The sequence below is a fragment of the Exiguobacterium sp. genome, from assembly GCF_020832205.1.
In the GTDB taxonomy this organism is placed as follows: Bacteria; Bacillota; Bacilli; order Exiguobacteriales; family Exiguobacteriaceae; genus Exiguobacterium.
In genome coordinates this window covers 122,715-149,706 of record NZ_JAFIFD010000033.1, presented here as the reverse complement: position 1 = coordinate 149,706, position 26,992 = coordinate 122,715, and the positions used below count along the sequence as shown (strand labels likewise).

General features: G+C 54.3%; 22 protein-coding genes and 1 other annotated feature. Of the genes, 4 read left to right on the top strand and 18 right to left on the bottom strand.

Annotated features, from left to right (window positions below; translation table 11 throughout):
- Positions 1-6 precede the first annotated feature (6 nt).
- Positions 7-3,732, bottom strand: coding sequence for a DUF5057 domain-containing protein (locus tag JJU47_RS08225; RefSeq protein WP_228618111.1), 3,726 nt, complete (start codon positions 3,730-3,732; stop codon positions 7-9).
- A 73-nt stretch (positions 3,733-3,805) separates the two neighbouring features.
- The gene (locus JJU47_RS08220; RefSeq protein ID WP_228618102.1) at positions 3,806-5,026 is read right to left on the bottom strand and encodes a bifunctional folylpolyglutamate synthase/dihydrofolate synthase; all 1,221 of its coding nucleotides are present in this window, start codon (positions 5,024-5,026) and stop codon (positions 3,806-3,808) included.
- A 108-nt stretch (positions 5,027-5,134) separates the two neighbouring features.
- Here JJU47_RS08220 and JJU47_RS08215 point away from each other — a divergent pair, with 108 nt between their 5' ends.
- The 4 genes from JJU47_RS08215 (at position 5,135) to JJU47_RS08200 (ending at position 7,203) form a co-directional block, all read left to right on the top strand.
- Positions 5,135-6,574 (top strand): protein adenylyltransferase SelO, encoded by a 1,440-nt coding sequence (locus JJU47_RS08215; RefSeq protein WP_228618099.1) that lies wholly within the window; start codon positions 5,135-5,137, stop codon positions 6,572-6,574.
- An 88-nt stretch (positions 6,575-6,662) separates the two neighbouring features.
- Positions 6,663-6,839: a hypothetical protein gene (locus JJU47_RS08210; protein ID WP_228618097.1), complete on the top strand. Its 177-nt coding sequence runs from the start codon at positions 6,663-6,665 to the stop codon at positions 6,837-6,839.
- Complete coding sequence (locus JJU47_RS08205; protein WP_228618095.1) at positions 6,836-7,030, top strand: hypothetical protein; 195 nt, start codon at positions 6,836-6,838, stop codon at positions 7,028-7,030. Before JJU47_RS08210 ends, JJU47_RS08205 begins: the two co-directional genes overlap by 4 nt.
- Positions 7,027-7,203 (top strand): hypothetical protein, encoded by a 177-nt coding sequence (locus JJU47_RS08200; protein WP_228618092.1) that lies wholly within the window; start codon positions 7,027-7,029, stop codon positions 7,201-7,203. Before JJU47_RS08205 ends, JJU47_RS08200 begins: the two co-directional genes overlap by 4 nt.
- Before the next feature lie 43 nt (positions 7,204-7,246).
- Here the strand turns inward: JJU47_RS08200 and JJU47_RS08195 are convergent, their stop codons facing one another.
- The 16 genes from JJU47_RS08195 to racE form a co-directional block, all read right to left on the bottom strand.
- Positions 7,247-9,898, bottom strand: coding sequence for a valine--tRNA ligase (locus JJU47_RS08195; protein WP_228618090.1), 2,652 nt, complete (start codon positions 9,896-9,898; stop codon positions 7,247-7,249).
- Between the two features lie 56 nt (positions 9,899-9,954).
- Positions 9,955-10,178 (bottom strand) — a binding site (T-box leader).
- A 47-nt stretch (positions 10,179-10,225) separates the two neighbouring features.
- On the bottom strand, positions 10,226-11,530 hold the full coding sequence (hemL, locus tag JJU47_RS08190; protein WP_228618088.1) for a glutamate-1-semialdehyde 2,1-aminomutase: 1,305 nt from the start codon (positions 11,528-11,530) through the stop codon (positions 10,226-10,228).
- The gene (gene hemB / locus JJU47_RS08185) at positions 11,527-12,507 is read right to left on the bottom strand and encodes a porphobilinogen synthase (protein WP_228618085.1); all 981 of its coding nucleotides are present in this window, start codon (positions 12,505-12,507) and stop codon (positions 11,527-11,529) included. Before hemB ends, hemL begins: the two co-directional genes overlap by 4 nt.
- Positions 12,504-13,136: a uroporphyrinogen-III synthase gene (locus tag JJU47_RS08180; RefSeq protein ID WP_228618083.1), complete on the bottom strand. Its 633-nt coding sequence runs from the start codon at positions 13,134-13,136 to the stop codon at positions 12,504-12,506. The genes hemB and JJU47_RS08180 overlap by 4 nt, the downstream gene beginning before the upstream one ends.
- Before the next feature lie 25 nt (positions 13,137-13,161).
- Positions 13,162-14,079: a hydroxymethylbilane synthase gene (gene hemC / locus JJU47_RS08175; RefSeq protein WP_228618081.1), complete on the bottom strand. Its 918-nt coding sequence runs from the start codon at positions 14,077-14,079 to the stop codon at positions 13,162-13,164.
- Between the two features lie 54 nt (positions 14,080-14,133).
- Positions 14,134-15,483 carry a glutamyl-tRNA reductase gene (gene hemA, locus JJU47_RS08170; RefSeq protein WP_228618079.1) on the bottom strand — a complete coding sequence of 450 codons (1,350 nt, stop codon included), beginning with the start codon at positions 15,481-15,483 and terminating at the stop codon, positions 14,134-14,136.
- Positions 15,484-15,668: 185 nt separating this feature from the next.
- Positions 15,669-16,841 carry an AI-2E family transporter gene (locus tag JJU47_RS08165; protein WP_228618076.1) on the bottom strand — a complete coding sequence of 391 codons (1,173 nt, stop codon included), beginning with the start codon at positions 16,839-16,841 and terminating at the stop codon, positions 15,669-15,671.
- A gap of 110 nt (positions 16,842-16,951) precedes the next feature.
- Positions 16,952-17,548, bottom strand: a complete 597-nt coding sequence (gene yihA / locus JJU47_RS08160) for a ribosome biogenesis GTP-binding protein YihA/YsxC (RefSeq protein WP_228618074.1) — start codon at positions 17,546-17,548, stop codon at positions 16,952-16,954.
- Positions 17,549-19,849, bottom strand: a complete 2,301-nt coding sequence (gene lon / locus JJU47_RS08155) for an endopeptidase La (protein WP_228618072.1) — start codon at positions 19,847-19,849, stop codon at positions 17,549-17,551. It abuts the gene before it with no gap.
- A gap of 70 nt (positions 19,850-19,919) precedes the next feature.
- Positions 19,920-21,188, bottom strand: coding sequence for an ATP-dependent protease ATP-binding subunit ClpX (gene clpX / locus JJU47_RS08150; RefSeq protein WP_228618070.1), 1,269 nt, complete (start codon positions 21,186-21,188; stop codon positions 19,920-19,922).
- Positions 21,189-21,396: 208 nt separating this feature from the next.
- Positions 21,397-22,689 carry a trigger factor gene (gene tig, locus JJU47_RS08145; RefSeq protein ID WP_228618068.1) on the bottom strand — a complete coding sequence of 431 codons (1,293 nt, stop codon included), beginning with the start codon at positions 22,687-22,689 and terminating at the stop codon, positions 21,397-21,399.
- 88 nt (positions 22,690-22,777) lie between these two features.
- On the bottom strand, positions 22,778-23,680 hold the full coding sequence (locus JJU47_RS08140; RefSeq protein ID WP_228618066.1) for a hypothetical protein: 903 nt from the start codon (positions 23,678-23,680) through the stop codon (positions 22,778-22,780).
- Positions 23,681-24,226: 546 nt separating this feature from the next.
- Positions 24,227-24,739 carry a metallophosphoesterase family protein gene (locus JJU47_RS08135; RefSeq protein WP_228618063.1) on the bottom strand — a complete coding sequence of 171 codons (513 nt, stop codon included), beginning with the start codon at positions 24,737-24,739 and terminating at the stop codon, positions 24,227-24,229.
- A 5-nt stretch (positions 24,740-24,744) separates the two neighbouring features.
- Positions 24,745-25,335, bottom strand: a complete 591-nt coding sequence (locus tag JJU47_RS08130) for an XTP/dITP diphosphatase (RefSeq protein ID WP_228618061.1) — start codon at positions 25,333-25,335, stop codon at positions 24,745-24,747.
- The gene (gene rph / locus JJU47_RS08125) at positions 25,332-26,081 is read right to left on the bottom strand and encodes a ribonuclease PH (RefSeq protein WP_228618059.1); all 750 of its coding nucleotides are present in this window, start codon (positions 26,079-26,081) and stop codon (positions 25,332-25,334) included. The genes JJU47_RS08130 and rph overlap by 4 nt, the downstream gene beginning before the upstream one ends.
- Complete coding sequence (racE, locus tag JJU47_RS08120; RefSeq protein WP_228618057.1) at positions 26,074-26,877, bottom strand: glutamate racemase; 804 nt, start codon at positions 26,875-26,877, stop codon at positions 26,074-26,076. Before racE ends, rph begins: the two co-directional genes overlap by 8 nt.
- Positions 26,878-26,992 lie beyond the last annotated feature (115 nt).

The following is a 26,992-nucleotide window of genomic DNA, read 5'->3' as shown; positions in this document are numbered from 1 at the left end:
CCTGGATCAATAGCGATCATCTTTACTCTCCCCAGACGTCTCGATGACGCGGACATAGAACGTGTCGGTGACAGGGACGAACGTTCTGCCGCTCGGAAGCGTCGTGTACACTTGGACTTTCGCGATGCCCGGCTTGATTGGAACGAGCTGTTTCCCAGATCCGTTCACTTTCACAAACGCCTCACCTGACAATACGTTCAATCGATAGTCTCGCCATGTCGAGGTGGTCGGCCAGAACTGGAGGGATGGGTTTCTAGGTGCTTCCCCCTCCCCGATATTAATTGTCACATCTTGTGCCAACACTTGATTCGGATACTCATTTACACGAATCATCGTCGGATTGGATATAACGTTCTTAAGTGCCGTTTCGACAAAGGTGGTCTGTAACGAGATTGCAGTCGCAATCCCATTCGATCCATGCCCGTGGTTGGCACGAACCGTGTATCCAGATTCAGTTTTCGTCACCGTCAACGCAGCGGGTACTGTTCCAATCAACGTCGTCTCTTTTCCGACTTCCGGGTTTGATACAATTTGAATCAAGGCCGTGTCGTTCACACGCTTCTCAGCGTCAAGGCTATCCCACACCCATAGGTCGAGTTGTTCCGGCGTCTGTGTCAATGAAGGGGCTAAAACGTTTACGGTGAATGTCGTGGACGGCATGCTTACATTCAGGTTGCTGAACACATCACCAGCGTCCACCGTCGCTCGAATTACCGTATTGCCCGGTTTTAGTCCGCTAATTTCGAGCGTCGCGCCTTTTTGAACGAACGAGACGCTGTCACCTGATACGGTTTCATAGCGCACTGTCTCGTATTGTGCCGTACTTGGCATGACACTTGGGTTAACCGTCACTTTTTGGCCGACGTATAACGATTGCGCATTGATTTGGATTTGCTCGGGCGGGCTGATAACTTTCACAATCGATTCAGCTGTAATCGCCTGACGTCCTTCTCCTGGTTCAATCGTTAAGCGTAGTTTCGCTTGCCCGGTCTTGATCCCTTTAATAACAGCGTTATTTCCCGATCCGCTCAATTGAACGAAGCCGTCGTTGCCCACGACTTCCCACTTCAGTGTTCTCCAGTTCGGGTTCGTAAACACGTTCCCTTTCGCATCCGTGATGACCGGACTGACGACTTGTTCCGCTCCGATTTGTAGCGTCACGTCTGGAATCCTCGCCTTATAAGCGAACGGAGAACCGATGTTGATAAAGAGATCTGGGAACGTTGAGGTGATGGTCGTCTCTTTATCCCAGTCGTTATGTTTATCCAAAATATGATCTTGCTTCTTCGAATATTCGATGTCCGTCTTGAGGACGTTATCGTCTTGTTTCAACTGAAGGATGGAAGCGGAAGGTTGTATGGCTCGGACAACGACGTCAAACGCAAGACGGCGGTCCCCACTCTCTTCTGGTAAAAAGACATTAATCGAGCCATTTCGTAAATAATATAGTTCTAACGGGAACGAGACCTCAATTTTTTGAGCGTTTGTGACGGGCAACTCATTTCCTGCCGCGTCGCGAATCGCCACGACTTCAAGTTCTTTCGGCAACTGTTCCGTGAATGACGCCATGTTGATGCGGATGAACTTATCTCCTAACTGGTTCGGTAGGCGGTCGAACTGTTCAGGATACTCGATTTGATACTTGATTGTCCCTGTCTCATAAAGCGATATGGTAGAAGGGTTAATCGAGCGCGTCACTTTGATGAGATCTGTGACCGACTCAGGCCGTTTGACGTTGATCGTCAACGTATCGGTCACTTTCGCATTCCGTTTGTCCGTCGTCTCAATCGAAACGGATAACGGTTTCCCTTCGATGACGTCAGCGGCCGGAATGACGAACTCTCTCACTTCGTAGTTACGTAAGTTTTCAAACGTCGTCGATTTGCCGTTGTACGTGAACGTCGAAGTGAGTGACTGGTCTTGGAAATCATAATCGCTCGGCCGCCACATGATCCGGACATCACGTCCGGCCGTCACTTCGAGGGTCTTTGTTTTCATGTCTTCTTTCGAATACGCATTCACTTGATCACTGACGGACTCGATGACGTTATAGGGCTTGTGGTTGGCCCCGATGAAAGCCCGATACATCGTATTGATAAAGATTTTTTTCTCATCGGACTGCGTGAAGCTATTTGTGTGCCCGGCACCCGAGTAAGTGAAGTTATTTTTCGTATACGTGTAGTAATGGTTGTTCGCGTCTCCATATACCCGATTTCCACCTGTAGAGTACAAGTTATACCAAGGTGTTACTTCAGGGTCATTTAAATCGAGCGTGAAATATTGATTATGGGTATTTGAAATATTTTTTGGCGCGTCATCCAACTTGAACGGATAGTTCGTGAAAATCCCGTCTTGCACTTTGATCGCACGTGACGTTTGTTCCGGTGCACCGAAGCCCATATTCGTATACGTCCGTTGACCTGAAACGTTCAAGGCAGGATCTTGGTGAACGAACTGACGCTCCCACTCTGATGTCGGCGCATCCGCACTGTTCGTTCGGAAAATCGTGTCATGCGTCAACATAACCCCTTGTCCGGTCTCACTGAACCGTTTCACTTTATTCGTCGCGGTCTCACTCATGCTCCCTGAGACGTTATACGAGTCTTGGAAGCCGAAGATCAACATGTCGTAGTCGTTCGCCTTGAGCGCGGCGTCGTACAACCCCTTACCGAAGCTGTCGGTGTTCCCGTTCGTCAGTTTAAACGCATAGTTTCCGGCCGGGTCGACGAGCATGTCCGACAAGTCTCGCGAGATTTGTCCGTTCGTGCTCGTCCCTGCCGTTAGTTGTAAAATGTTCGCTTGTACTTGTTGGTCCAAGTAGACGAAACTTCCTTTTTTATAGTCGGCTCGTCCTGTGATCGTGTCTTTTACAACGAGCATCCAGTTCTTTGGACCACTGAACGTCGGGCGAGATAATGTGAAGTCGATTGTGCCAGAGAGTTTGGCCGCTTGCTCGACGACTTTCTCTTGCGGTTGGAAGCGATCGTTATGGTCGAAGTCGATATACAGTTCGACGATCGTCGAGGCGTTCGGTTGCGCCGCCAGATTGTATATGAAATTGATTGGGGACCGAACGTCGTTTCGCACCGTGATCGTATTATTCACAAGCGGTTGTTGATTATACGTGACGTTCGTCGTCTTTAATCGTGGGCGGACACTCGACACTTTATTGAGTTGTTGCGCCATTTCTTGATCGATGTTTTTATTCGTCTCTTTCGGGAATAATTTCACATTCGAATAGGTCGCATAAGAGGCGAGCCGCTTCAATTGCGGGCCGCCCGTAGCGGCATCTTCGTGCAAGTAAAGCGGTAAGCCGACACGGACGATGGTGTTGAACAGCTCATCGACTTTGAGGGCAGTCAAATCGTTGAACAGAAGGGTCGTATCGTGATTGGTGCTACGTCCAATTGTTCCCGTCTGATATTTTGTCGACAACGGGCTACTCCCGATCATGACAGCGTCATACGCCCCGCTCATTGGGAAACGGGAGGCGTTGAATTCTTTAATCGTCATAAACTGTACGTTCAGTCTTGACGTATCTAGATTTAACGAGCTTCGATACGAATCGATTGCCGCTTTGTATTGATCGACGGTCAGAATTTTTGAGGAACTGTATGCATCTCGTAAAATAAGGATGTTCAATAAAGGCTGGTCTGTATTCGCGTGGCTGGTTTGAGGCACGGTTGATCCGAGCATGACGACAATGATAAGTACGTGCAGAAACTTACGCAACGTGAGTTCCTCCTCAAATTTGATGTTTACTCTTCATTATCACACCACTTTACCAGAACTTACATAGCTTTCTTTAATCATTGGTAAATGTTTCATGCAAATACGTTCTTACTTCGCTGATGAAGTAAAGTGACCCCGTCACGACGAGCGTCTTCGACTGCGGCGCCTTCACCCAACTGTCGAGCCAAGCTTTCCAATCGACGTAGTCGGCCCCGTCCTCGATCAAGCTCTCTTTCGTCCGCGTCCGCGGGAAATCGAACGTCGTCTCATACACTCGTCCGACCGTCCGGAGCGACGCCACCATACTGGCTCGGTCTTTATCGGCGAGGATAGCCGCAAGGATCGTTACGTCGTCTTCGAGTTTTACTTGCTCGATGAGTGCGGCGACCCCTTCCGCGTTATGCGCCCCGTCGAGGAGGATACGCGGGGTTTTCGACACGAGCTCGTACCGTCCCGGATGTTGGGCCGTCGCAAGACCCAACCGAATCGCTTCTTCTCCCCATCCGAGTTGCCGTGCGACCGCGACGGCGCACGCCCCGTTTCGCGACTGGTGATGCCCGGTCAGCCCGAGCGTCACTTTCTCCAACCCTTCATACGTGACGACCGTCTCGCGTCCGTCCTCGATCGTTTTGATGAGCGGTGTGATGTCGACGACTTGTGAAGCGAACGCCGTCGCTTGTTGTTCTAACACGTGAATCAAGCGCTCGTCGTCAAGACTATGGAACATCGGCACACCGTGCTTCATGATCCCGAACTTCTCTTTGGCGATTTCTTCGAGCGTATCCCCTAATATGCCTTGATGGTCGTGCCCGATCGACGTGACGACGGTCGCGAGCGGACGCTTCAACACGTTCGTCGAGTCAAGACGGCCGCCGAGCCCGACTTCCCAGATGACGAGGTCGGGCTGTTGCTCGTGGAAATAGAGCCATGCCATGACCGTGAGCAACTCAAACTCGGTCAACGTCTCTGGGGATGAGCTCGCACAGTCTTGGACGCGGTTCGCGATCCGGACGAGGTCATCCTCCGCGATAGGGTGTCCGTTCAACATGATCCGCTCCTCGAACTGGATGATGTATGGGGAGATGAACGTCCCGACACGCAGCCCTTCCGCGACGGCCATCGCCCGCAAGAAAGCGACGGTCGAGCCTTTCCCGTTCGTCCCCGCGACATGGACCGACGGCAACTCTTCAATCCCGAGCCTCTCTAACATCCACTCGATTCGTGCCAGTCCCGGTTTGATCCCGAACCGAAGCTGTCCGTTCAACCAATTCAATACGTCTTGTCTCGTCTCCATCTCCATCCACTCCTATATGTACACTTCCTCCCCATCTTACCAAAATTCGCGATTCCTTACGTAGGGAATCGGCTGTGCTATACTCGAGGCGAAGAAGGAGGGATCGCTATGACAACCAATTGGAACTTCGAGGCGACGTACCTTGAACTCCGTGACATGTTTTATCATCGTGGACCGATTCATCCGGTCGACACACCTGAACTCGTCTTATTTAACGAGGCCCTTGCCGCCTCACTTGGACTCGACGCCGAGGCGGTAAAAGAAGACGTCGCGCTCTTAGCTGGCAATATTCAGACCGACACATCGTTCTCTGAGGCGTATGCCGGGCACCAGTTCGGTCACTTCACGATGCTCGGGGACGGGCGCGCGCTCATGCTCGGGGAGCACGTAACCCCGAACGGAAAACGAGTTGACGTGCAATTGAAAGGATCTGGCCCGACCGAATACTCGCGTGGCGGAGACGGGCGGGCGGCCATCGGCCCGATGGTTCGTGAATTTCTCATCAGTGAGGCGATGCATTCGCTCGGTATCCCGACGAACCGTGCCTTAAGCGTCGTCAAGACCGGCGAACCCGTCATGCGGCAACGTCCGGAGCAAGGCGCTGTGTTGACACGCGTCGCCTCGAGCCACTTACGCGTCGGCACGTTCCAATACGCGGCCGCGGCCGGCTCCATCGATGACGTCATCGCGCTCGCCGATTATGCGATTCGTCGTCATGACCCGGATTTAGCCAATCAGCCGAATCGCTATGAACAATTTCTCGGGCGCGTCATCGCGCGTCAGGCGAAACTGATTGCCGACTGGCAGCTCGTCGGCTTCATCCACGGTGTCATGAACACGGACAATACGTTCATCAGCGGCGAAGGACTCGACTATGGCCCGTGCGCTTTCATGGACACGTACCATCCGCAAACCGTCTTCAGCTCGATTGACCGCGAAGGCCGATATGCCTATGCGAATCAGCCGTATATCGGGTCGTGGAACCTGGCCCGCCTTGCTGAGACGTTGTTGCCACTTCTCGCGGACACACAGGAAGTCGCGATCGACATCGCCAATCGTTTGTTGAATGATTACACGGAAACCTATAAAACCGCCTACTTCACGGGCCTCGCCCATAAGATCGGCCTCTACGTCCGGAAAGAGGAAGACGACGCGCTGACGGACGAGTTGCTTCGACTCATGATGGAGACCGAGTCCGACTTCACGAACACGTTCCGCTCGCTCACGCTCGGTGAGTTCGAATCGCTTCCGTTCGCTTCACGCGACGACGGGAAAGCGTGGCTTTCGGCATGGCAGAAACGTCTCGGCGAACAAGGCTTGCCGGACGAAGACGTGACCCGGCTCATGCGCCAGCATAACCCGGCCGTCATCCCGCGCAACCATCACGTCGAGTCAGCGATTCAAGCGGCCGCTCGCGGCGACTTCGCACCGACCGAGATGCTGCTCGCCGTGTTGCGTAAGCCGTATGATTACGAGACGGACCACGGGCGATACGTCTCACCAGGACCGCCGCGTTCGTACCCGTACCAGACGTTTTGTGGCACATGAACCATCCCGCTCGCGCGGGATGGTTTTTTTAGGAACCTCTCCGTTCCAATCGACGTATATGTGAATATCAACGATTAGGAGGTTCCTTATGCGTCTACTTGCGTCACTCATCTCACTCGGCTTCGCTTGCCTCATCTCGCTCGAACTGTGGCAGCTCCCGTTCGTGAACGGTTGGATGTGGGGCATGCCACTCTTTTTCCTCGGCGTTTCGTTCTTCCAATTCATGAAACATGTAAATGAACTCGAATGGAATGAAACAAAGTGAAGGTCATGATCCCTGTACTGATTTTCCTCATCGTTTCGGCGTCTTATACGGTGTATAGTCTTTACCTATCCCTCACTGGACAACCGATTCAACCACAATTGACCGGACTTGCCGTCGGGGCTTTGTTCACTTCATCGTACTTCCTATTGACCAAACAGCTACCAGGTTGGGACGGAAGTGATTACGAATGAGGATTGTCTACTTCATTTTGATGCTGCTCGCAGCGTTCCTGTATGCCGTTTACCTCGTCCATTTGTATCGGGTCGGACTGACCGATTCGCTCTACATGCATGTCCTATGGATCACCGGATTTGGCTTGTATGTTTTATGGCTACGCAAACGAACCCCCAAACGTCATTCCTGACGTCGGGGGTTCGTTTTGGTTAACTGCCAAAGTGAAGCAAGTCTTATTTACGCAACTCTTCCAAACGCGCGCGGACCGCGTCTCGCTTGTCGAGGTAGTCTTTTTCTTTCGCTTTCTCTTCGTCGATGACGTGAGCCGGCGCCTTGCCGGTAAAGCCTGGGTTGCCGAGCTTCTTCTGAACACGCTCGACTTCTTTCTCATACTTCGCCACTTCTTTTTCAAGACGGGCGATCTCTTCTTCGAAGTTAATCAAGTCAGCGAGCGGGATGAACAGTTCCGCACCCGTCATAATGGCCGACATCGATTTATCTGGAGCCGTCAAGCCACGCGCGATTTCGAGCTCGGTCGCGTTCGTGAACTTGCCGATCGTCACTTCGTTCTCGCTCAAGTAACCTTGCGTCGTGTCGTCACTCGTCGCGATGAAGAGCTGGATCGGTTTCGACATCGGGGCGTTCACTTCTGAACGGATGTTGCGGACCGAACGGATGACGTTCATGACCGCTTCGAACGCTGGGACCGATTCCGCGAAGTGGAGATCGTCACGACGTGTCGGGTAGCTCGCCCGGACGATTGAATCGCCTTCGTGCGGCAAGTGCTGCCAAATTTCTTCCGTCAAGAACGGCATGAACGGATGCATGAGACGCATGATCGAGTCGAGCGTATGCGCGAGCACTGAACGTGTCGTCGCTTTCGCCGCCTCGTCCTCACCGTAAAGCGTGAGTTTCGCCATCTCGATGTACCAGTTACAGAACTCTTCCCAAATGAAGTTGTAGAGGTAACGACCGGCTTCGCCGAACTCGTACTTGTCGACGAGACGCGTCACTTGGTCGACCGTGTCGTTCAAGCGCGTGAGGATCCACTTGTCGGCGAGCGTCTTCTCGCCTGAGAGGTCGATGTCCTCGAACTTCATGCCGTCCATGTTCATGAGAGCGAAACGGCTCGCGTTCCAAATTTTGTTCGCGAAGTTCCATGTCGACTCAATTTTCTCCCAATAGAAGCGGAGGTCGTTCCCTGGCGTCGATCCTGTGAGAAGGAACCAGCGGAGCGAGTCGGCACCGTACTGGTCGATGACTTCCATCGGGTCGACACCGTTTCCGAGCGACTTCGACATCTTGCGGCCTTCCGAGTCGCGGATGAGACCGTGGATGAGCACGTCGTTGAACGGTTGCTTCCCTGTGAACTCGAGCGATTGGAAGATCATACGCGATACCCAGAAGAAGATGATGTCGTAACCGGTGACGAGCGCGCTCGTCGGGAAGTATCGTTTGAAGTCTGCTGAATCCGTGTCCGGCCAGCCCATCGTCGAGAACGGCCAAAGCGCTGACGAGAACCATGTGTCGAGGACGTCTTCGTCTTGCGTCCAGTTCTCGCTGTCAGCTGGTGCGTCTTTCCCTACATATACTTCACCTGTCTCATTGTGATACCAAGCCGGGATGCGGTGGCCCCACCAAAGTTGACGGCTGATACACCAGTCGCGGATGTTCTCCATCCAGCGGAGGTACGTGCCTTCGAACCGTTCTGGGACGAAGTTGACTTTCGTGTCAGCGTGGCCTTGTGCTTCGAGCGCTGCTTTCGCGAGCGGCTCCATGTCGACGAACCACTGTTTCGAAAGATACGGCTCGATGACCGCGCCTGAACGTTCCGAGTGACCGACCGAGTGCGTGTGCGGCTCGATCTTGACGAGCGTGCCGTCCGCTTCCAAGTCTTTGACGAGCTGTTTGCGGCATTCGAAGCGGTCGAGCCCTTCGTACTTGCCTGCGTTCTCGTTCATCTTGCCGCCTTCGTCCATGACGAGGACGCGCGGAAGGTCGTGACGGTTCCCGATCTCGAAGTCGTTCGGGTCGTGCGCCGGCGTGATCTTCACGCAGCCCGTTCCGAACTCCATGTCGACGTAGTCGTCAGCGACGATCGGGATCTCACGGTTCATAACCGGAAGCATGATCGTCTTGCCGACGAGGTGAGCGTAACGTTCATCTTTCGGGTTGACGGCGACGGCTGTATCGCCGAGCATCGTCTCCGGACGCGTCGTCGCGATCTCGATGTGGCCTGAGCCGTCAGCGAGCGGGTACTTCATGTGGTAGAACGCGCCTTCGACTTCTTGATAGATGACCTCGATGTCTGAGACGGCCGTCTTTTGAGCCGGGTCCCAGTTGACGATATACTCGCCGCGGTAGATCATGCCTTTCTCATACAGGCGGACGAACACTTCCTGGACCGCTTTCGAGAGCCCTTCGTCGAGTGTGAACCGTTCACGTGAGTAGTCGAGACCGAGGCCAAGTTTTGACCACTGGGCACGGATCGTGTCCGCGTACTCGTCTTTCCACTCCCACGTCTTCTCGAGGAACTTCTCGCGACCGAGGTCGTAACGCATGATGCCGTCCTCGCGGAGTTTCTGTTCGACTTTCGCCTGTGTCGCGATGCCGGCGTGGTCCATCCCTGGTAACCAGAGGACGTCATAGCCTTGCATGCGTTTCAAGCGCGTGAGTAAATCTTGGAGCGTCGTGTCCCACGCGTGGCCGAGGTGAAGTTTCCCTGTCACGTTAGGCGGCGGAATGACGATCGTATACGGCTCTTTCGAGTCGTCCTCGTCTGCTTTAAATACGTCGTTCTCTAACCAGTAGTCGTACCATTTCGCTTCCGTCGCACTCGGGTCGTACTTCGTCGGCATGGTAATTTCGTTTGTCTCGTTGGCCATGTGTAATGCCCCCTCTATTAAATGTAAACACAAAAACGGCTTCTCTCGTCCTATACGCTAAGGACGAAAGAAGCCGAATCTTCCGCGGTACCACCTTAGTTCGCCAAACACGTTGGCGCCCTCAAAATCGAATAACGGTCGATGGACCGGACCTCTCTACTTGCGTTCAAAAGGTCAGCTCCGAGGCGACTTCCGCACCATCCTTCGCGGCCTCGCACCAAGCGGCCGCGTCTCTGGGAAAGGATGTTTGTTGCGTACTATTCCTCATCATAGCTTTTGTTCGTATCTGTTAAACAATTGTAGCGACAGAAGATGTTTCCGTCAAGATTAGAGTGAAAACTCTTCTTGCAACTCTTTGAACGTCGCTTCGACGGCCGCGATTGTCTGCTCGATATCCTCGTCCGTATGCACGGTCGAAAGGAACAAGCCTTCGAACTGCGACGGTGGCAAGAACACGCCGCGTGCCGCCATCTTCTGGTAGTACGAGCGGAACATCTCGAGGTTGGCCGATTTCGCCTTCTCGAAGTTCGTCACTTTCTCGTTCGTGAAGAAGAAACCAAACATCGAGCCGGCACGGTTCGTGTCGTGCGGGATGTTGTACGTCTCGCCCGCTTTAGTGAACCCTTCAGCGAGACGGTCGGCTTTACGCTCGAACTCCGCATAATGCTCAGGCTTGAGTTGCGACAGCGTCGTGTAACCGGCGATCATCGCGAGCGGGTTACCAGACAGCGTTCCGGCCTGATAGATCGGGCCTTGCGGAGCGATCTGTTCCATGATCTCGCGTTTCCCGCCGTACGCGCCGACCGGAAGGCCGCCGCCGATGACTTTCCCGAGGCACGTGAGGTCAGGCATCACGCCGAAATAGCCTTGGGCACAGTTGTAGCCGACACGGAAACCGGTCATGACCTCATCAAAGATGAGGAGCGCGCCGTTTTGTTCCGTGATTTCACGGAGTCCTTCGAGGAATCCGGGCTGCGGCGGGACGAAGCCCATGTTGCCGGCAGCCGGCTCGACGATGACGCCGGCGAGGTCGTCGCCGTACTTGTCAAAGACGAGACGAACGGCGTCTAAATCGTTGTAAGGGACCGTGAGCGTATGGCTCGCGAGCTCTTTCGGCACACCTGGCGAGTCCGGGAGACCGAGCGTCGCGACGCCGGAACCGGCCTTGATGAGGAGCGAGTCACCGTGGCCGTGGTAACAGCCTTCAAACTTCAAGATCTTCGTCTTGCCCGTGTAACCGCGAGCGAGGCGGAGTGCCGCCATCGTCGCTTCCGTACCCGAGTTGACCATGCGCACCATCTCGATCGATGGGACGCGGTCGATGACGAGTTCGGCCATCTTCGTCTCGAGTTCTGTCGGCGTCCCAAACGTCCAGCCTTTTTCGGCTTGTTCTTGGATCGCCTTCGTGACGACAGGGTCACGGTGTCCGAGGATGAGCGGTCCCCATGAGAGGACGTAGTCGATGTACTCGTTGCCGTCGATGTCGTAGACGCGTGAGCCTTCACCGCGTTCGGCGAAGATTGGGGTCATACCGACCGATTTATAGGCACGGACCGGGCTGTTGACACCGCCCGGCATGAGCGGACGTGCTTGTTCGAACGCTGCTTCTGAGCGTGTTTGTTTGTATGTCATGAGTAGTCTCCTTCCAAGTAGCGACAGACGTCTTTTGCGAAATACGTGATGATGAGGTCAGCGCCGGCCCGTTTGAAGCCGACCATCGTCTCCATGACGATGCGCTCTTCATCGACCCAGTCGTTCAACGACGCGGCTTTGATCATCGCATACTCCCCGCTCACGTTATACGCCACGATCGGCATATCGAGCGAGTCACGCATGTCACGAATGATGTCCATGAACGCGAGCGCCGGTTTGACGATCATGAAGTCAGCCCCTTGCTCGACGTCCGATTGTGATTCGCGGAACGCTTCGCGGCGGTTCGCCGGGTCCATCTGATAGCCTTTCCGGTCGCCTTCACCCGGTGCCGACTGCGCCGCGTCACGGAACGGTCCGTAGTACGCCGATGCGTATTTGACACCGTAGCTCATGATCGGGATATGGCTGAACCCGTGTTGGTCGAGCCCTTCGCGGATGGCGGCGACGAAGCCGTCCATCATTGAGCTCGGCGCGATGATGTCTGCGCCCGCTTGCGCTTGCGTGATCGCCGTCTGGACGTGGAGCGGTAGTGACGCGTCGTTATCGACGTCACCGTTCTTCACGATGCCGCAATGGCCTGTCGACGTGTATTCACACAAGCACGTGTCGGCGACGACCGTGAGCTCAGGTGCCCACTGTTTCACTTTACGGATCGCTTCTTGGACGATGCCGTGGTCGTGATACGCCTCGCTGCCTTCCGGGTCTTTATGTTCCGGCACGCCGAACAAAATGACCGACTGGATGCCGAGGTCGACGATCTCCTTGATCTCGTCTTCGAGACGGTCGAGCGAGAAGTTGAAAACGCCAGGCATCGAGCTGACTTCGCGTTTCACGTCTGTCCCTTCGATGATGAAGAGCGGGTAAATCAAATCTTCTTTCCGAACATGGTTTTCACGTACGAGTGCACGCATCGACTTCGATGAACGAAGGCGACGGTGACGGTCGAACTGGTTCATGAAAAATCCTCCCCTACACACTGTATTAATGCATCCATAGTATAACATTCTGGTACTCGGACCGGTAACGTCGACACTTCCCGGACAGCCCGCTCGGTCACTTCACCGATGGCGTACCACGTTCCGTGGAAGCGGTCGAGGTACGGTGCGAGCGCGTCGACGGCCGACGGACTGAGGACGAGCATCGCTTTCACATGCCCGAGCGCCTCGAATTGATCGGGCGTGAGCGTTCGTTTCACCGTCTCATAAACGACCCAGTCGCATACGTGAGGCAACTGCTTCATATGTTCCGTGTTCGCCAAATCGCCCCGGGCGAACAAGACGACATCGTCCGCTTTGACGACAGCCGCCATATCCCGGAACAGCGCTTCGCCTGTATACGTCTTCGGCATGAGCGAGACGGTGAATCCTTCTTCGATGAGGGCGCGTCTCGTCTTCTCCCCGACCGCCGCGACGCGGACGTCGCGCGATACGTCACGCAGCGCTGGCACCGCGTTCTGGCTCGTGACGACGAGCCAGTCGAACGCACGCGTCGGTAACGGTGCGTCGGTCAATCTCGTCTCGATGAGCGGGACGTGATGAACGGAAAGACCGCTCGCCTCGAGCATGGCCCGTTGCGAAGCGGTCAATCGTTTTGTCCCTGTGTACCAGACGTCACACATTGACCGAGGCGAGAATTTCACGCCCGCCGCGCCCGAGAAGGTCATCTGCCACTTCTTGACCGAGGGCGACCTCGTCTGTCGACGTCTTCGTCACGCGGAGCACTTCTTTCCCATCAACCGAGGCGATGAGGCCTGTGAGCGTCACGTCGTTCCCGTCGACCGTCGCATAACCGCCGACCGGCACGTGGCAGCTGCCTTCGATCGCTTTGAGGAACGTCCGCTCCGCCGTCGCCGCTTTCGCTGTCACGTCGTCGTGCAACAGTTGTAAAATCGCGGTCACTTCAGCATCGTCTTTCCGGCTCTCGATCGCGAGAACGCCTTGTCCGACGGCCGGGACCATCATGTCGGCGTCAAGCGCCTCAAAATCGACGCGGTCCGTCCACCCCATGCGCTCAAGCCCCGCTTTAGCGAGCAAGATGGCGTTGAAGTTCTCCGTCTCGAGCTTCTTCAAGCGCGTGTCGATGTTCCCGCGAATCCATTGAATCTCGAAGTCCGGACGTGCCGCGAGCATTTGCGCCCCGCGACGGAGCGAACTCGTCCCGATGACGGCCCCTTGCGGAAGCGTCTCGAGCGTGTAGCCGTTCTCGCAGATGAGGACGTCACGGGCGTCGACCCGTTTCGGCATACAGCTGATGTACAGCTCTTCCGGCAGTTCGGCCGGTACGTCTTTCATGCTGTGGACGGCAAAATCGATGTCACCGGCGAGCATCTGTTGTTGGATTTCTTTGACGAATAGACCTTTACCGCCGACTTTTGACAGTTGGACGTCGACGATTTGGTCGCCTTTCGTCACGATTTCTTTAATCTCGAACTCGTTTTCTGCTCCGGCTTTCTTCAATTGCTCGATGACCCATTTCGTCTGTGTCATCGCAAGTTGTGAACGGCGTGAGCCGACAATGATTTTACGCATCATAATATCCCCTTCATAGAAAAAGGCGACGGACCTCGTCGCCTTAAGATTGTGTTAGCGCATCAATGCGCGAAGTGGTGCTTTCGCCGAGATGGCTTCAGTTTCTTCCACTTCTCGTTCCGTCTCCGTTTCCGGCAATTCGACGTCTAGTCCGAACGTCTCGACGAACTGCGCGATGCGCGTGTTCGCGTCCGGTTGGGCGGCGGCGTCTTTAATGTAATCGATCGGTTCACGAAGCATCTGGTTGATGATGGACTTCATATGCTTGCCGATGACTTTCTTATCCCGGTCTGACAGGTGGTCGAGCTTGCGCTCGAGACTCTCCATCGTCTCTTCTTGAACGTTGAGCGCGCGGGCGCGCAACTCGTTCATGATCGGGACGACACCGAGTGTGACGAGCCACGCCTGAAACTCATTGATCGCTTCGTCGATCTTCACTTCAATCTTCTCCGCTTCGACGAGACGGGCCGCCAAGTTTTTATTGACGATGCCGTTCAAGTCATCCACATCAAACAAATGCACGCCCGGAAGCGCACGGACCGCTGGATCGATATCTCGCGGTACAGCAATGTCGATTAACAAGAGCGGGCGTTCCCGGCGGAGCAGTTGCGCCGCAGCCACATCATCATACTCGATGACGGCTTGTTTCGCCCCGGTCGAACTGATTAAAATATCCGCGTCAAGGAGTCCGCAGGCGATCTCGCGGATCGAGTGGGCCCGGCCTTTGAACTTGTCGGCGACCGCTTTCGCCTTGCTCTCGGTCCGGTTGAAGACGGCGATTTGTTTCGCCCCGGCCTCGAATAAGTTGAGCGTCGTCAACTCACCCGTCTCACCGGCACCGACGACGACGACTTGTTTGTCGTCAAGCGACGTGTACATCTCTTGGGCGAGCGTGACCGCTGCCGAGCTGACCGATACCGACATTTCCCCAATTTGCGTGTCCGTATGGGCGCGTTTGGCGAGCGTGACCGCTTCTTTGAACAACTTATTGAACACCGTGCCTGTCGTGCCGTTCTCTTGGGCACGGAAGAAGCTCGACTTCACTTGTCCTAAAATTTGTGTTTCCCCAATAATCATCGAGTCGAGCCCCGACGTGACGCGGAACAAGTGGCGAATCGCCTCTTCCCCTTCACGAATCGACAAGTATGGTGTGAACTGGTCCATCTCAAGGTCAAACCAATTCGCTAGAAAACGTTTTGTATAATAACGACCCGTATGGAGCTGGTCGGTGACGACGTATAGCTCCGTCCGGTTACAAGTCGACAAAATAACCGATTCAAAAATGCTCTTCTCTTCGCGAAGCGCAATCATCGCGTCCACGATTTCTTGCTCCCCAAACGAGAACTGCTCCCGAATCGCGACAGGGGCTGTCTTGTTATTCAGTCCAACGACGACAATATGCATGTACCTCTTCCCCTCATCCAAAATCCACCGACGGTTGTCTCTTCTTTATTCAATCTCTACCGTACATTATAACAGTTCTTATCTGGTAACTATAATCTTCTGTTTGATTTTCCTGAAATAAAATAAGAACTTTTTGTGACGAAAAAAAGTAGAAACGGACAAAGATGCCATTTCTACTTTTTCAGTCATTTGAGCGTCGAAGAATCCGTGATAATCGTGCTTTCTGGTTTCTCTTCTTCTTCCGCTTCCAAGTAATGCTTTTGTTCCCGCAGTTTGTAAATGCGGACGATGTTTTGGACGACGACTTTCGCCACCGCATACGTCGGTACGGCGATGAGCATCCCGATGATGCCGGCGAGGTTGCCGGCGACGAGCAAGACGATGATGATCGTGAGCGGGTGTACTTTGAGCGACTTCCCTTGGATGAGCGGGGAAATGACGTTCGATTCGATCTGCTGCACGATGATGATGACGACGATGACCCAGACGGCCATGATCGGCTCTTGAATGAAGGCGACGACGACAGCCGGTGCGGCACCGAGGAACGGACCGACGTACGGGATGATGTTCGTCACCATCATGAAGAGGGCGAGCAAAATCGCATAGTCGACGCCGACGATCCAAAGCCCGATGAGCGATGTGATCCCGACGAAGAAAGCGACAAGCAGTTGCGCATGCACGTAGTTTTTGACCGTCGTGTGCATGTCGTTCAAAATTTTGCGAGTCTCTGACTCGTAGCTCTTCGGCAACCACTTGACGATCGAGTCCGGAAGACGCTTTCCATCGAGCAGCATGTAGATGAGCATGAACGGAATGACGACGATCGTGATGACAGCCGACGTGATGAACCCGACCAAGCGGCCGACCGACGAGGCGACGTTTCCGAAGATGTCACCGAGGTACGCCGTGACGTTGTTCGTGAACTCGGTGAACATGTCATCGTTCTCGTTGACGAACCGTGACAAGAACTCGTTTTCCATGAGCGAGTCACGGACGGCGAAGATTTGAACTTGAAGTTCCTTCGCGATGCTCGGCAGCGCGTTCACGAGCGATGTCACTTGTTCGACGAGGAGCGGGCCGAGCACGCTGAAGACGATCGTGATGATGAGCAGAAGCGATGTCAACGTGATCGCGACGGAGACGCCGCGTTTCCCGGAGCGCTTCTCCAAATAGTCGACGATGCCGACGAGAAAATAAAAGAATAGTCCAGCAAGAATGAGCGGTACGGTGACGAGCGCCAAGATGACTTTCACCGGCTCGAACACGAATGAGATCTGTGTCCCGACCCAGATGACCAAGAAGATCGTCAGCGCCCAAAATAAGGCGCGGTACCATTTACTTTCAAACATAATATGCATCTTTCCACCCCGTTCAATATTCTCTTGTCCTGTATGTAGACAATTATACGCTACTTACCCGCTGCGGTAACCCTGAAAACAAAAAAGACGAGGGGTTGCCTCGTCTTCCATCAGTCTTCTTCGCGCGTCAACAAATCGTAAATCGCTTTCCACGCTTCGTCTTTTCCTTCTGCCGTCTCCGCCGAGAAGGCGACGAACCGGTCAGTCGACTCAAATTGTAGCTTCCGCTTCACGGCCGCTTCATGCTTTTGACGCTGTGCTTTCTTGATTTTATCCAGCTTCGTCGCCACGACGATGACCGGAATCTCGTAGTGCTTCAAGAAGTTATACATCGTCACGTCGTCATTCGACGGCTCGTGGCGAATGTCGACTAACAACACGACACCTTTGAGCGCGCTCTGCGACGTCAAGTACTGCTCCATCATGACGCCCCACTTCTCACGCTCGGTCTTTGAGACTTTGGCGTAGCCGTAGCCCGGGACGTCGACGAACATGATCTCATCGTTAATGTTGAAGAAGTTGAGCGTCTGCGTCTTCCCTGGTTTTGAAGATGTGCGGGCGAGTGCTTTACGCTGACAAATTTTGTTGATGAACGACGACTTCCCGACGTTCGAGCGGCCGGCAAGGGCGACTTCCGGCAACTCGTGCACCGGATAATGGTCCGGCGCGACGGCGCTCGTGATAAATTCTGCTTTAGTGATTTTCATTTAATTTCCTCCAAATGCTACTTCTAATACTTGATCGAGCATCGTCACAGGCACGAACGTCAGTTTTTCACGGACCGTGTCTTGAATGTCATCGATGTCACGTTCATTGTCTTTCGGGATGATGATTGTCGTGAGCCCGGCCCGGTGTGCGGCGAGTGCTTTTTCTTTCAAGCCGCCAATCGGCAGGACGCGGCCGCGGAGCGTGATCTCACCGGTCATCCCGATGTCGCGGCGGACTTTCTTCCCGGTCAGTGCCGAGATGAGTGCTGTCGCGATCGTGATGCCGGCCGACGGACCGTCTTTCGGGACGGCGCCTTCTGGTACGTGGATGTGGACGTCTTGGCGCTCATAAAACGACGGGTCGATGCCGAATCGTTCGGCGTTGGCACGGACGTAACTGTACGCCGTCTGAGCCGATTCTTGCATGACGTCGCCGAGTTTCCCCGTCAACTGCAGCTTGCCTTTCCCCGGAGCGAGTGCGACTTCGATCGTGAGCGTGTCGCCGCCGAACGCCGTGTAGGCGAGGCCGGTGACGGCACCGATCGAATCTTCCGTCTCCCCTTTTCCGTAACGATACTTCGGTTTCCCGAGATAGTCGCCTAGGCTCTTCAAGGAGACGGTGACGCGTTTCTTCTCACCGATGGCAATCTGTTTCGCTGCTTTCCGGCACAATGAGCCGATGACGCGTTCTAAATTACGGACGCCGGCCTCGCGTGTGTAGCGACGGACGACTTCGTAAAGTGCGTCTTCTTTGATCGTCAGCTGGCTCTTTTTCAAGCCGTGTTCTTTATATTGTTTCGGGATCAAATGGCGTTTCGCGATCTCGACTTTTTCGAGTTCGGTGTAACCGCCGATTTGAATGAGCTCCATCCGGTCGAGGAGCGGCGCCGGAATTTGCGAGACGTCGTTCGCCGTCGCGATAAAGAGGACGTTCGACAAATCGAACGGTTCTTCGATGTAATGGTCGGAGAACGAGACGTTTTGTTCCGGGTCGAGCACTTCGAGCATGGCTGACGCCGGGTCGCCCCGGAAGTCGGACGCCATCTTGTCGATCTCATCGAGCAAGAACACCGGATTTTTACTCTCAGCTTGCTTCAAGCCACGGATGATCCGGCCCGGCATCGCCCCGATGTACGTCCGGCGGTGCCCGCGAATCTCGGCCTCGTCACGTACCCCGCCGAGCGAGACACGGACGAAGTGGCGTTCGAGCGCCGAGGCGATCGAACGGGCAAGTGACGTCTTCCCGACCCCTGGAGGTCCGGCGAGACAAAGGATCGGTCCGCGCAGCGAGTTCGTCAATTGACGGACGGCCAAATATTCGAGGATGCGGTCTTTCACCGATTCAAGCCCATAATGGTCGTCATCGAGCACGTCAGCCGCGTGTTTGACGTCAAGTTTATCCTCGGTCTCGATCCCCCACGGAAGCGAGGCGACCCAGTCGAGGTAGTTGCGGATGACGGCATATTCCGGGGACGTCGCCGGGACGACGTTCAACCGTTCGGCTTCCCGCATGACGTTCTTGCGCGTCACTTCCGGCAAATCGAGCGCCTCGAGCTTCTCGCGAAGACGGTTCGGCTCCGAATCTTGCGACTGGTCCCCGAGCTCTTGTTGAATCGTCTTCATCTGTTCGCGCAAGTAATATTCTTTTTGCGCTTGCTCGATCGTCTTCTTCGTCCGTTCCCGCAACTCTTGTTCGAGCTCGATGATTTCGACTTCATGCGTCATGATCTCGAGCAGCTCGAGGCCGCGCTTGACGGCGTCCGGTTCTTCGAGCATCGCTTGGCGCAAATCGACATCGATATCTAGTTTCGAGGAGATGTAGTCGGTGAGCGACTCGAGCCGCTCATACATCTCGAAGCGGCGCCGTTCATCCGGCGACAATCCTTTGATCGTGTTGACGAGCTTACCGAACTGCTCTTTGAGCAACCGGACGAGTGCCGTCCGTTCGACTTCTTCACCTTCGACGAGTTCGAGCGGTTCGACTTCAGCGAACCAACCGTCTTTCGTCTCTTCGATCGAGGTGATGTTGACGCGTTCTTTCCCGACGAGTCGGACGCGGACCGTCTCGTTCGACAGTTCGCTCATCTTCGCGATGTGGACGCGCGTCCCGATAGCGTATAAGTCTTCCGGTTCAGGTGCTTCTTTCCCTGTCTCTTTTTGTGTCACGACAATCAAATCTGTCTCGTGTTCCTTTGCGGCGAGAAGGGCCCGTAACGAGAGCGGACGCCCGACATCGATCGTCACGCCGATCAACGGATAGACTACGACGCCACGCAAAGGAAGGATTGGTAATTGTTCCATAACAACGCCTCCTGTGCAAAAAGGCCCAAAACTCGGATGTGCCGAGTGTTTGAGCCTTTTTCGTTAAAAGTTATGCTGTCTCTTTGTTGTCGCCTGTCTGTTCGACAGTACCATCGCGAAGGACGTATTTCGGACCGGCAAGACCCGTAATCGTTTCATCCGTGATGATGACTTTCTCGATATCGTCGCGCGATGGGACAGTGAACATCACATCGAGCATCATTTCTTCGATAATCGAGCGGAGACCGCGTGCGCCAGTCTTACGTTTGATCGCAAGTTTGGCAATTTCAATCAACGCCTCATCGGTGAACGAGAGTTCGACGTCGTCGAGTTCGAGCATCTTCTCGTACTGACGAACGAGTGCGTTTTTCGGCTTCGTCAAGATCTCAACGAGCGCTTCTTCATCGAGCGTCGTGAGCGTCGCCATGACCGGCAGACGTCCGATAAATTCAGGGATCAATCCGAATTTTTGAAGATCTTCCGGTAACGCGCGGGCGAGCAAGTCTTCTTGCGTCAACTCGCGGTTCTCTTGGTCGTTCCCGAAACCGATGACTTTTTTCCCGATACGGCGTTTGACGACCGCTTCGATACCGGCGAACGCGCCGCCGACGATGAACAAGATGTTCGTCGTATCGATTTGGATGAACTCTTGATGCGGATGCTTCCGTCCACCTTGTGGCGGTACGCTCGCAGTCGTTCCTTCAAGAATTTTGAGCAACGCTTGTTGGACACCTTCACCAGACACGTCACGCGTGATCGATGGGTTTTCCGACTTGCGGGCAATCTTATCGATCTCATCGATATAGATGATCCCTTTTTCCGCCTTCTCGACATCGTAGTCAGCCGATTGGATCAGCTTGAGCAAAATGTTCTCGACGTCTTCCCCGACGTAACCGGCTTCCGTCAAGCTCGTCGCGTCCGCGATTGCGAACGGGACGTTCAAGACGCGAGCCATCGTCTGAGCGAGAAGCGTCTTACCGCTACCTGTTGGTCCGATCATGACGATGTTCGACTTCGAAAGTTCGACATCATCCGAACGGCCACCGGCGTTGATACGTTTATAGTGGTTATAGACAGCTACCGAAAGCGCACGTTTCGCCCGGTCTTGACCGATGACGTATTCGTCAAGGACGTTGCGGATCTCTTGTGGTTTTGGAATGTCTTTGAATTCGACTTCTTCTTCGACACCGAGCTCTTCCTCGACGATTTCGTTGCAAAGTTCGATACATTCGTCACAAATGTATACGCCTGGACCGGCGACTAGTTTACGGACTTGTTCTTGCGATTTTCCGCAAAACGAGCACTTGAGTTGCCCCTTTTCCTCGTTAAATTTGAACATTCGGTACACCCCTTCTAAATGGAAATGGATGTAAGTGCGATAAATCGCCTATTTGTATTTCCAGGTGCGCCTGCACCATGAAAAGACATTTACATCTCTGCGTTGCAATAATTGTAGCATGAACAAATCACTTCATCAAAGATAAACACATCTAAAGTGTCATGACGAAAAAAAGGACGACTGCGCGGCAGTCGTCCTTTCAATCCAATTACTTCGCTTTACCGTTTTCGACGAGGATGTCGATTGCCTTACGGAACTTGAGGTCACCTTTAAGTGTCTCGATTCCGCCTTGTGGCGCGAGCATCGTGCGGAGTTGGTCTGGTGCGATGTTGTAAAGCTTCGACATTTCTTCGAGCTCTTTCTCAGCATCTTCATCAGACACTTCGATCGCTTCTTTTTCAGCGATTGCTTTCAAGACGAGACGAGCTTTTACGCGCTCTTCAGCTTGCTCTTTCATCTCTTCACGCATTGCGTCTTCAGAAGTTCCAGTAAGTTCGAAGTACATGTTGAGGTCGATGCCTTGTGAAGATACACGAGTGCCGAACTCTTGAACCATGCGGTCTACTTCTTGCTCAACGAGGACAGCTGGTACGTCGATTGTCGCGTTAGCCGTCGCTTGCTCAACGAGTTGGTCGCGCATCGTGCCGTCAGCTTCTTGTTTCTTCGCTGCTTCTAAACGCTCACGGATTTTCGCTTTCAATTCGTCGAGTGATGAAACTGACTCGTCGATATCTTTTGCGAACTCGTCGTCGAGCTCAGGTACTTGCTTCGCTTTGACTTCGTGAAGCTTGACTTTGAATGTCGCTGGTTTACCCGCCAAGTTGTCAGCGTGGTACTCTTCAGGGAATGTTACTTCAACGTCTTTTTCTTCACCAGCCGTCATGCCGACCATTTGCTCTTCGAATCCAGGGATGAATTGGCCTGAACCGATTTCAAGCGTGTAGTTCTCAGCTGTGCCGCCTTCGAACTGCTCGCCGTCAGCGAAACCTGCGAAATCAAAGACAGCTGTATCGCCGTTTTCGACTGCGCCTTCTTTAACAGCAAGCTCAGCGCCTTGCTGTTGAAGAGCGTCAAGTTCTGCTGTGACTTCTTCGTCAGTGACTGTTGTTTCAACAGCTTCGTACTCGAGGCCTTTGTATTCGCCAAGCTCTGCTTCAGGCTCAACAACGAACGTTACTTTGAACGTTACAGGTTTGCCTTTTTCGAGCGTGCCGTCTACATCGATGTTTTCGAGTGCGATTGGTTCGAAACCAGCTTCTTCGACTGCAGATTGAACCGTGTCACGGTAGAGGATGTCGAGTGCGTCTTGGTAGAGCGCCTCTTCACCGTACATTTTGTTGAACATTGGGCGTGGCAATTTCCCTTTACGGAAGCCAGGCACGTTCAAAGTTTTGACGACGTCTTTGAATGCTGCGTCGACTGCTTTATCAAAAGCTTCTGCAGGTGCTTCGTACGTGAGTACGCCTTGGCTACCTGATGTTTTTTCCCATTTTGCTGTCATGCTAAGTCCCTCCAACAATTCATTTATACGTACAAGAATGTACAACAATCCGTATTATAGCATAAATCAGACACGAGCACACAACGATTTAGTCGAGGAGCGACCGTGTGAACGAGGCGTCCGCCTCTAGTATTTCTCGGGCGAGAGCCTCTGCTTCCGTACCTTCGAGCATCGCCCGCTTCGCTTCAAGGACGGCCGGTTCCAACTCATCGGCGAGGTGGGGTACGAACGGATAATGGACGTAACAATAGTTCGTCGATAACTGTGTTGCGATCTCATCGCCATAAAATCGCTTTTGCAAATCACCGAACGTGAAGCCCCATTCGCGCGCGAACGTGCTCGCCTCGCTTCGGTCATACGTGTACCGTTCCCCACGGTCGACCCATTCGATCGTCTCGAGCTCGTCGATCGCTTTTTCGAGCACCATCACTTTGATCACTTTCGGCCGCTCTTCGAGAAGATACGCCTTCAACACGTTATCGAGCACGTCGTCGATGTTGAAATGGACGTGCGCGAGCATCTCGATCTGTTCGCCGACGCTCCCTTGATGCAACGTCCGCTTCAACTTCGCAATCGCCGCCGGGAATTCGGTCAATTTCAACACTTGGAGCACTTGGTACGCCTGTGTGTTCACTTGGTCGCCGTCTTGGCTGGCGAGATACTGCTCGATCCAATGCGCCGCCTCGAACGGCTGGTCACGCATGATGTAATATTGGGCGATCTGCAGCCCGCATGATTCCGGCTGTTCCGACTGTTCCATTTGCGTCGTGACGAGATCTTCAAGCTTTTCTAGCGTCTCCGGCTCATCAGGGCGCTCCATCAAACATTGAAAGATTTCCATGAACAAGTACGTGTCCCCTTCGAGTTCCTCGTACCAGTCCCATAACACCGGTTCGATGCGTTGCCGTTCTCCGGCCACGTCGGCTTCTTTCACCATCTTTTGAAGTCGCGTCCAGTTCCCCGGAAACGGATACTGCTGGTTCTTTTCCATCTCCCCACACCCTTTCTTCCACTCTTCTCCATCTTCCTTAGGAAAAAGCCGATTGTCAAATGTTTCCCGAGAAAAACGAAAAAAGAGACAGCCCCCGTGGAGGCTATCTCTATTTTAAATGGAAGTGTCCCAAGAGGGATTCGAACCCCCGACCGACGCCTTAGCTTACCACCATGGCTTTCGCCACCAACGCATGTTGTTTGTAGTCTGGACTATATCTTCACCGTTTCAGGTGCGACACGTGTAGTCTCTACGGAACCTCGCGAACGTCTCCGTTCCTTTACCGACTCTACCACTGAAAAGATGTCTCTTCAGTCCTTCGAATCAGCTTGATCTCGAAAGATACAAGTTTCCTCGGTATTACCATCAGCATGATCTGTTAAGGCTTCACCGATATAGTGTCGTCCACTTTATAGGTTTTGGTTTCCCTATAAAGGCTCCTATTTGTCTTGAAGGGCGTTGCTCTATCCAGCTGAGCTATTGGGACATTGACAAGAAAACTATAATAGAAAAATGGTTTGCTGTCAATTCCTTCTTTTCATTCCGTCACAGCTTTCCGCTCACATCGAGGTCCGGTACGGCCGAGCCGTCCTCAGACCGGAAAAAGTGGACCGAAGCCTGTCCGTTCTCGAGGTCTAGGAGCGCATACGTCTTGTCACTCCGACCGCGCGGCATCCGTATCGAGCCTGGGTTCACGTATAGGATCCCGTCTTCGATCAACGCACCGGCGACGTGGGAATGGCCGAACAAGACGACGTTCGCCCCGACTTCCTCGGCGCGGTAACGCAACCGGTTCAAGTCGTATTTGACGTCGTGGTGATGGCCGTGGACGATCAATATCGTCCCGGCCGGCGTCGTTTCGACCCGCTCGAGCGGCAAGTCCCCGCCGAAGTCGCAGTTGCCGCGCACCGTCCGATACGGGAGCAAAGGCTCGTCGACGAGCGCGAGCTGTGAATCGCCACAGTGGAACGCGTCGTCAATCTCTTCTTCGTGCCGGTTGAAGATGGTTACTAGCTCTTCTGTCAATCCGTGACTGTCACTGACTACGAGAAAACGCATACGGCTCATCCTTCCATAAACGAAATGATTTCTGCCTCCAACTTACGTAACGCTTGGCCGCGGTGGCTGACCGCTGCCTTTTCATCGCGCTCGAGCTCGGCCGCCGTCTTATGAAGCGACGGGACGATGAAGAGCGGGTCGTATCCGAATCCGTTCTCACCGTGCGGCGCGTAGCCGATCGTCCCTTCGATCGTGCCTCGAACGGTGAGCGTCTCCCCCGACGGTTTGGCGAGACAGAGGGCGCAGATGAAACGGGCCGTCCGGTCGGTCGCTCCGTTCAACTTTTCGAGCAGGAGCGCGTTGTTTGCTTCGTCCGATTTCTCAGGTCCGGCGAAACGGGCCGAATGGACACCTGGTGCCCCGTCGAGCGCATCGACTTCGAGCCCGGAGTCATCGGCGAGCACGGCGTGACCGAAGTAACGGGCCGCCTCGGTCGCTTTTAGTTCGGCGTTCGCCTCGAACGTCGTCCCGGTCTCGTCCGTCTCCGGTGCGTCCGGATAGTCGAGCAACGACTCGACTTCAAAACCGAGCGGCGTGAGCATGCCTTCGATTTCGACGACTTTCCCTTTGTTTCGTGTTGCTACAATCAATTTCATGTCGTTTCCTCCATCTGTTCACCGACGTACCACCATGAGGCGCCGAGCGCATCTTCCGCTGCTTTGAACAGCTGCTCGATCCCGCCTTGGGCGAGCAAGAGCATGTCGTTCATCTCTTGGAGCGTGAACGTCGCCTCTTCACCTGTGCCTTGCACTTCGACGAAACGACCGCTCGCCGTCATGACGACGTTCATGTCGACTTCGGCCGCCGCGTCTTCCTCATAATTCAAATCGAGGACGAGCACATCGGTCCGTCCGACCGAGATGGCGGCGACGCCTTCTTTGATCGGGGTGTCCGCCAGTTTCCCTTGGCGGATGAGCGCGTCGACCGCGAGGACGAGCGCACAAAAACCGCCGGTGATCGAAGCCGTCCGTGTGCCGCCGTCCGCTTGGATGACGTCACAGTCGATCCAAATCGTCCGCTCGCCGAGTCGTTCCAAGTCGACGACCGAGCGTAAACTTCGAGCGATCAACCGTTGAATTTCCATCGTCCGACCCGACTGTTTCCCGCGTACCGCTTCGCGCACGGTCCGGTCCCCCGTCGCGCGGGGGAGCATCGCGTACTCGGCGTTGATCCACCCTTGTTTTTTCCCGCGCAAGAAGTTCGGGACGCGCTCCTCGACAGTCGCCGTACAGATGACTTTCGTGTCGCCGATTGAGATGAGGACCGAGCCTTCCGCATGTTTGTTCACGTGCGGAATAATCTCGACTGTTCTTAATTCGTCGTGTTTACGTTCGTTACGCATTTAGCGACACCTCCACTTTCTCCGCCTCGACGGAAAGACCGAGCCACTCTGTCGCCAATCGATTGAACATGTCGACGTCCCCGGTCGCGTAAAACTGGTGAGCCGGGACGGTGTCGAGGTCGTTCTCGAGCTCTTGGAAATCGAGAATGGCCGCCACTTCGAGTGCCGTCTCATCCCCAGACGAGATGAGGTGGACGTCCGGACCGACGACGTCCTGGATGACCGGTGCGAGAAGCGGATAATGCGTGCAGCCGAGGATGAGCGTGTCCATCTCCGAAGGTTGGAGCGGACGGAGCGTCTCCTCGACGATCGACCGGACACGTTCCCCGTCAAGTTCCCCCGCTTCGACGAGCGGGACGAACGGCGGGCAAGCGAGCGAATAGACGTCGACTTCGCCCGCCACGTGACGGAGTGCCGTCTCGTACGAGTTGCTCTCGATCGTCATCTTCGTGCCGATGACACCGATATGTTTGTTGCGCGTGCCTTTGACGGCAGCGCGGGCACCAGGATCGATGACCCCAATGACCGGGATGTGAAGTCGCTTGCGCGCTTCTTTCAAGACGACGGCCGTCGCCGTGTTGCAGGCGATGACGATCATCTTCACGTTTTTGCTGAGCAGGAACTCGATCAGTTCCCACGTATATGCTTCAATCTCATCGTGCGGGCGCGGTCCGTACGGACAACGTTCCGTGTCACCGATATAGATAATTTCTTCTTTTGGGAGTTGGCGCATCAGTTCTTTGACTACCGTCAAGCCGCCGACCCCGGAATCGAGTACTCCAATCGCTCGTTTCACTATTGATCACTTCCATTCCCATCTATCTTACCAAAAAAGCCGTTCCGGCAAAAGAAACGGTCCCGTGACAAACAAAAAGACGAGGTAGCCGATTGGCCGCCTCGTCCGTTGCCCG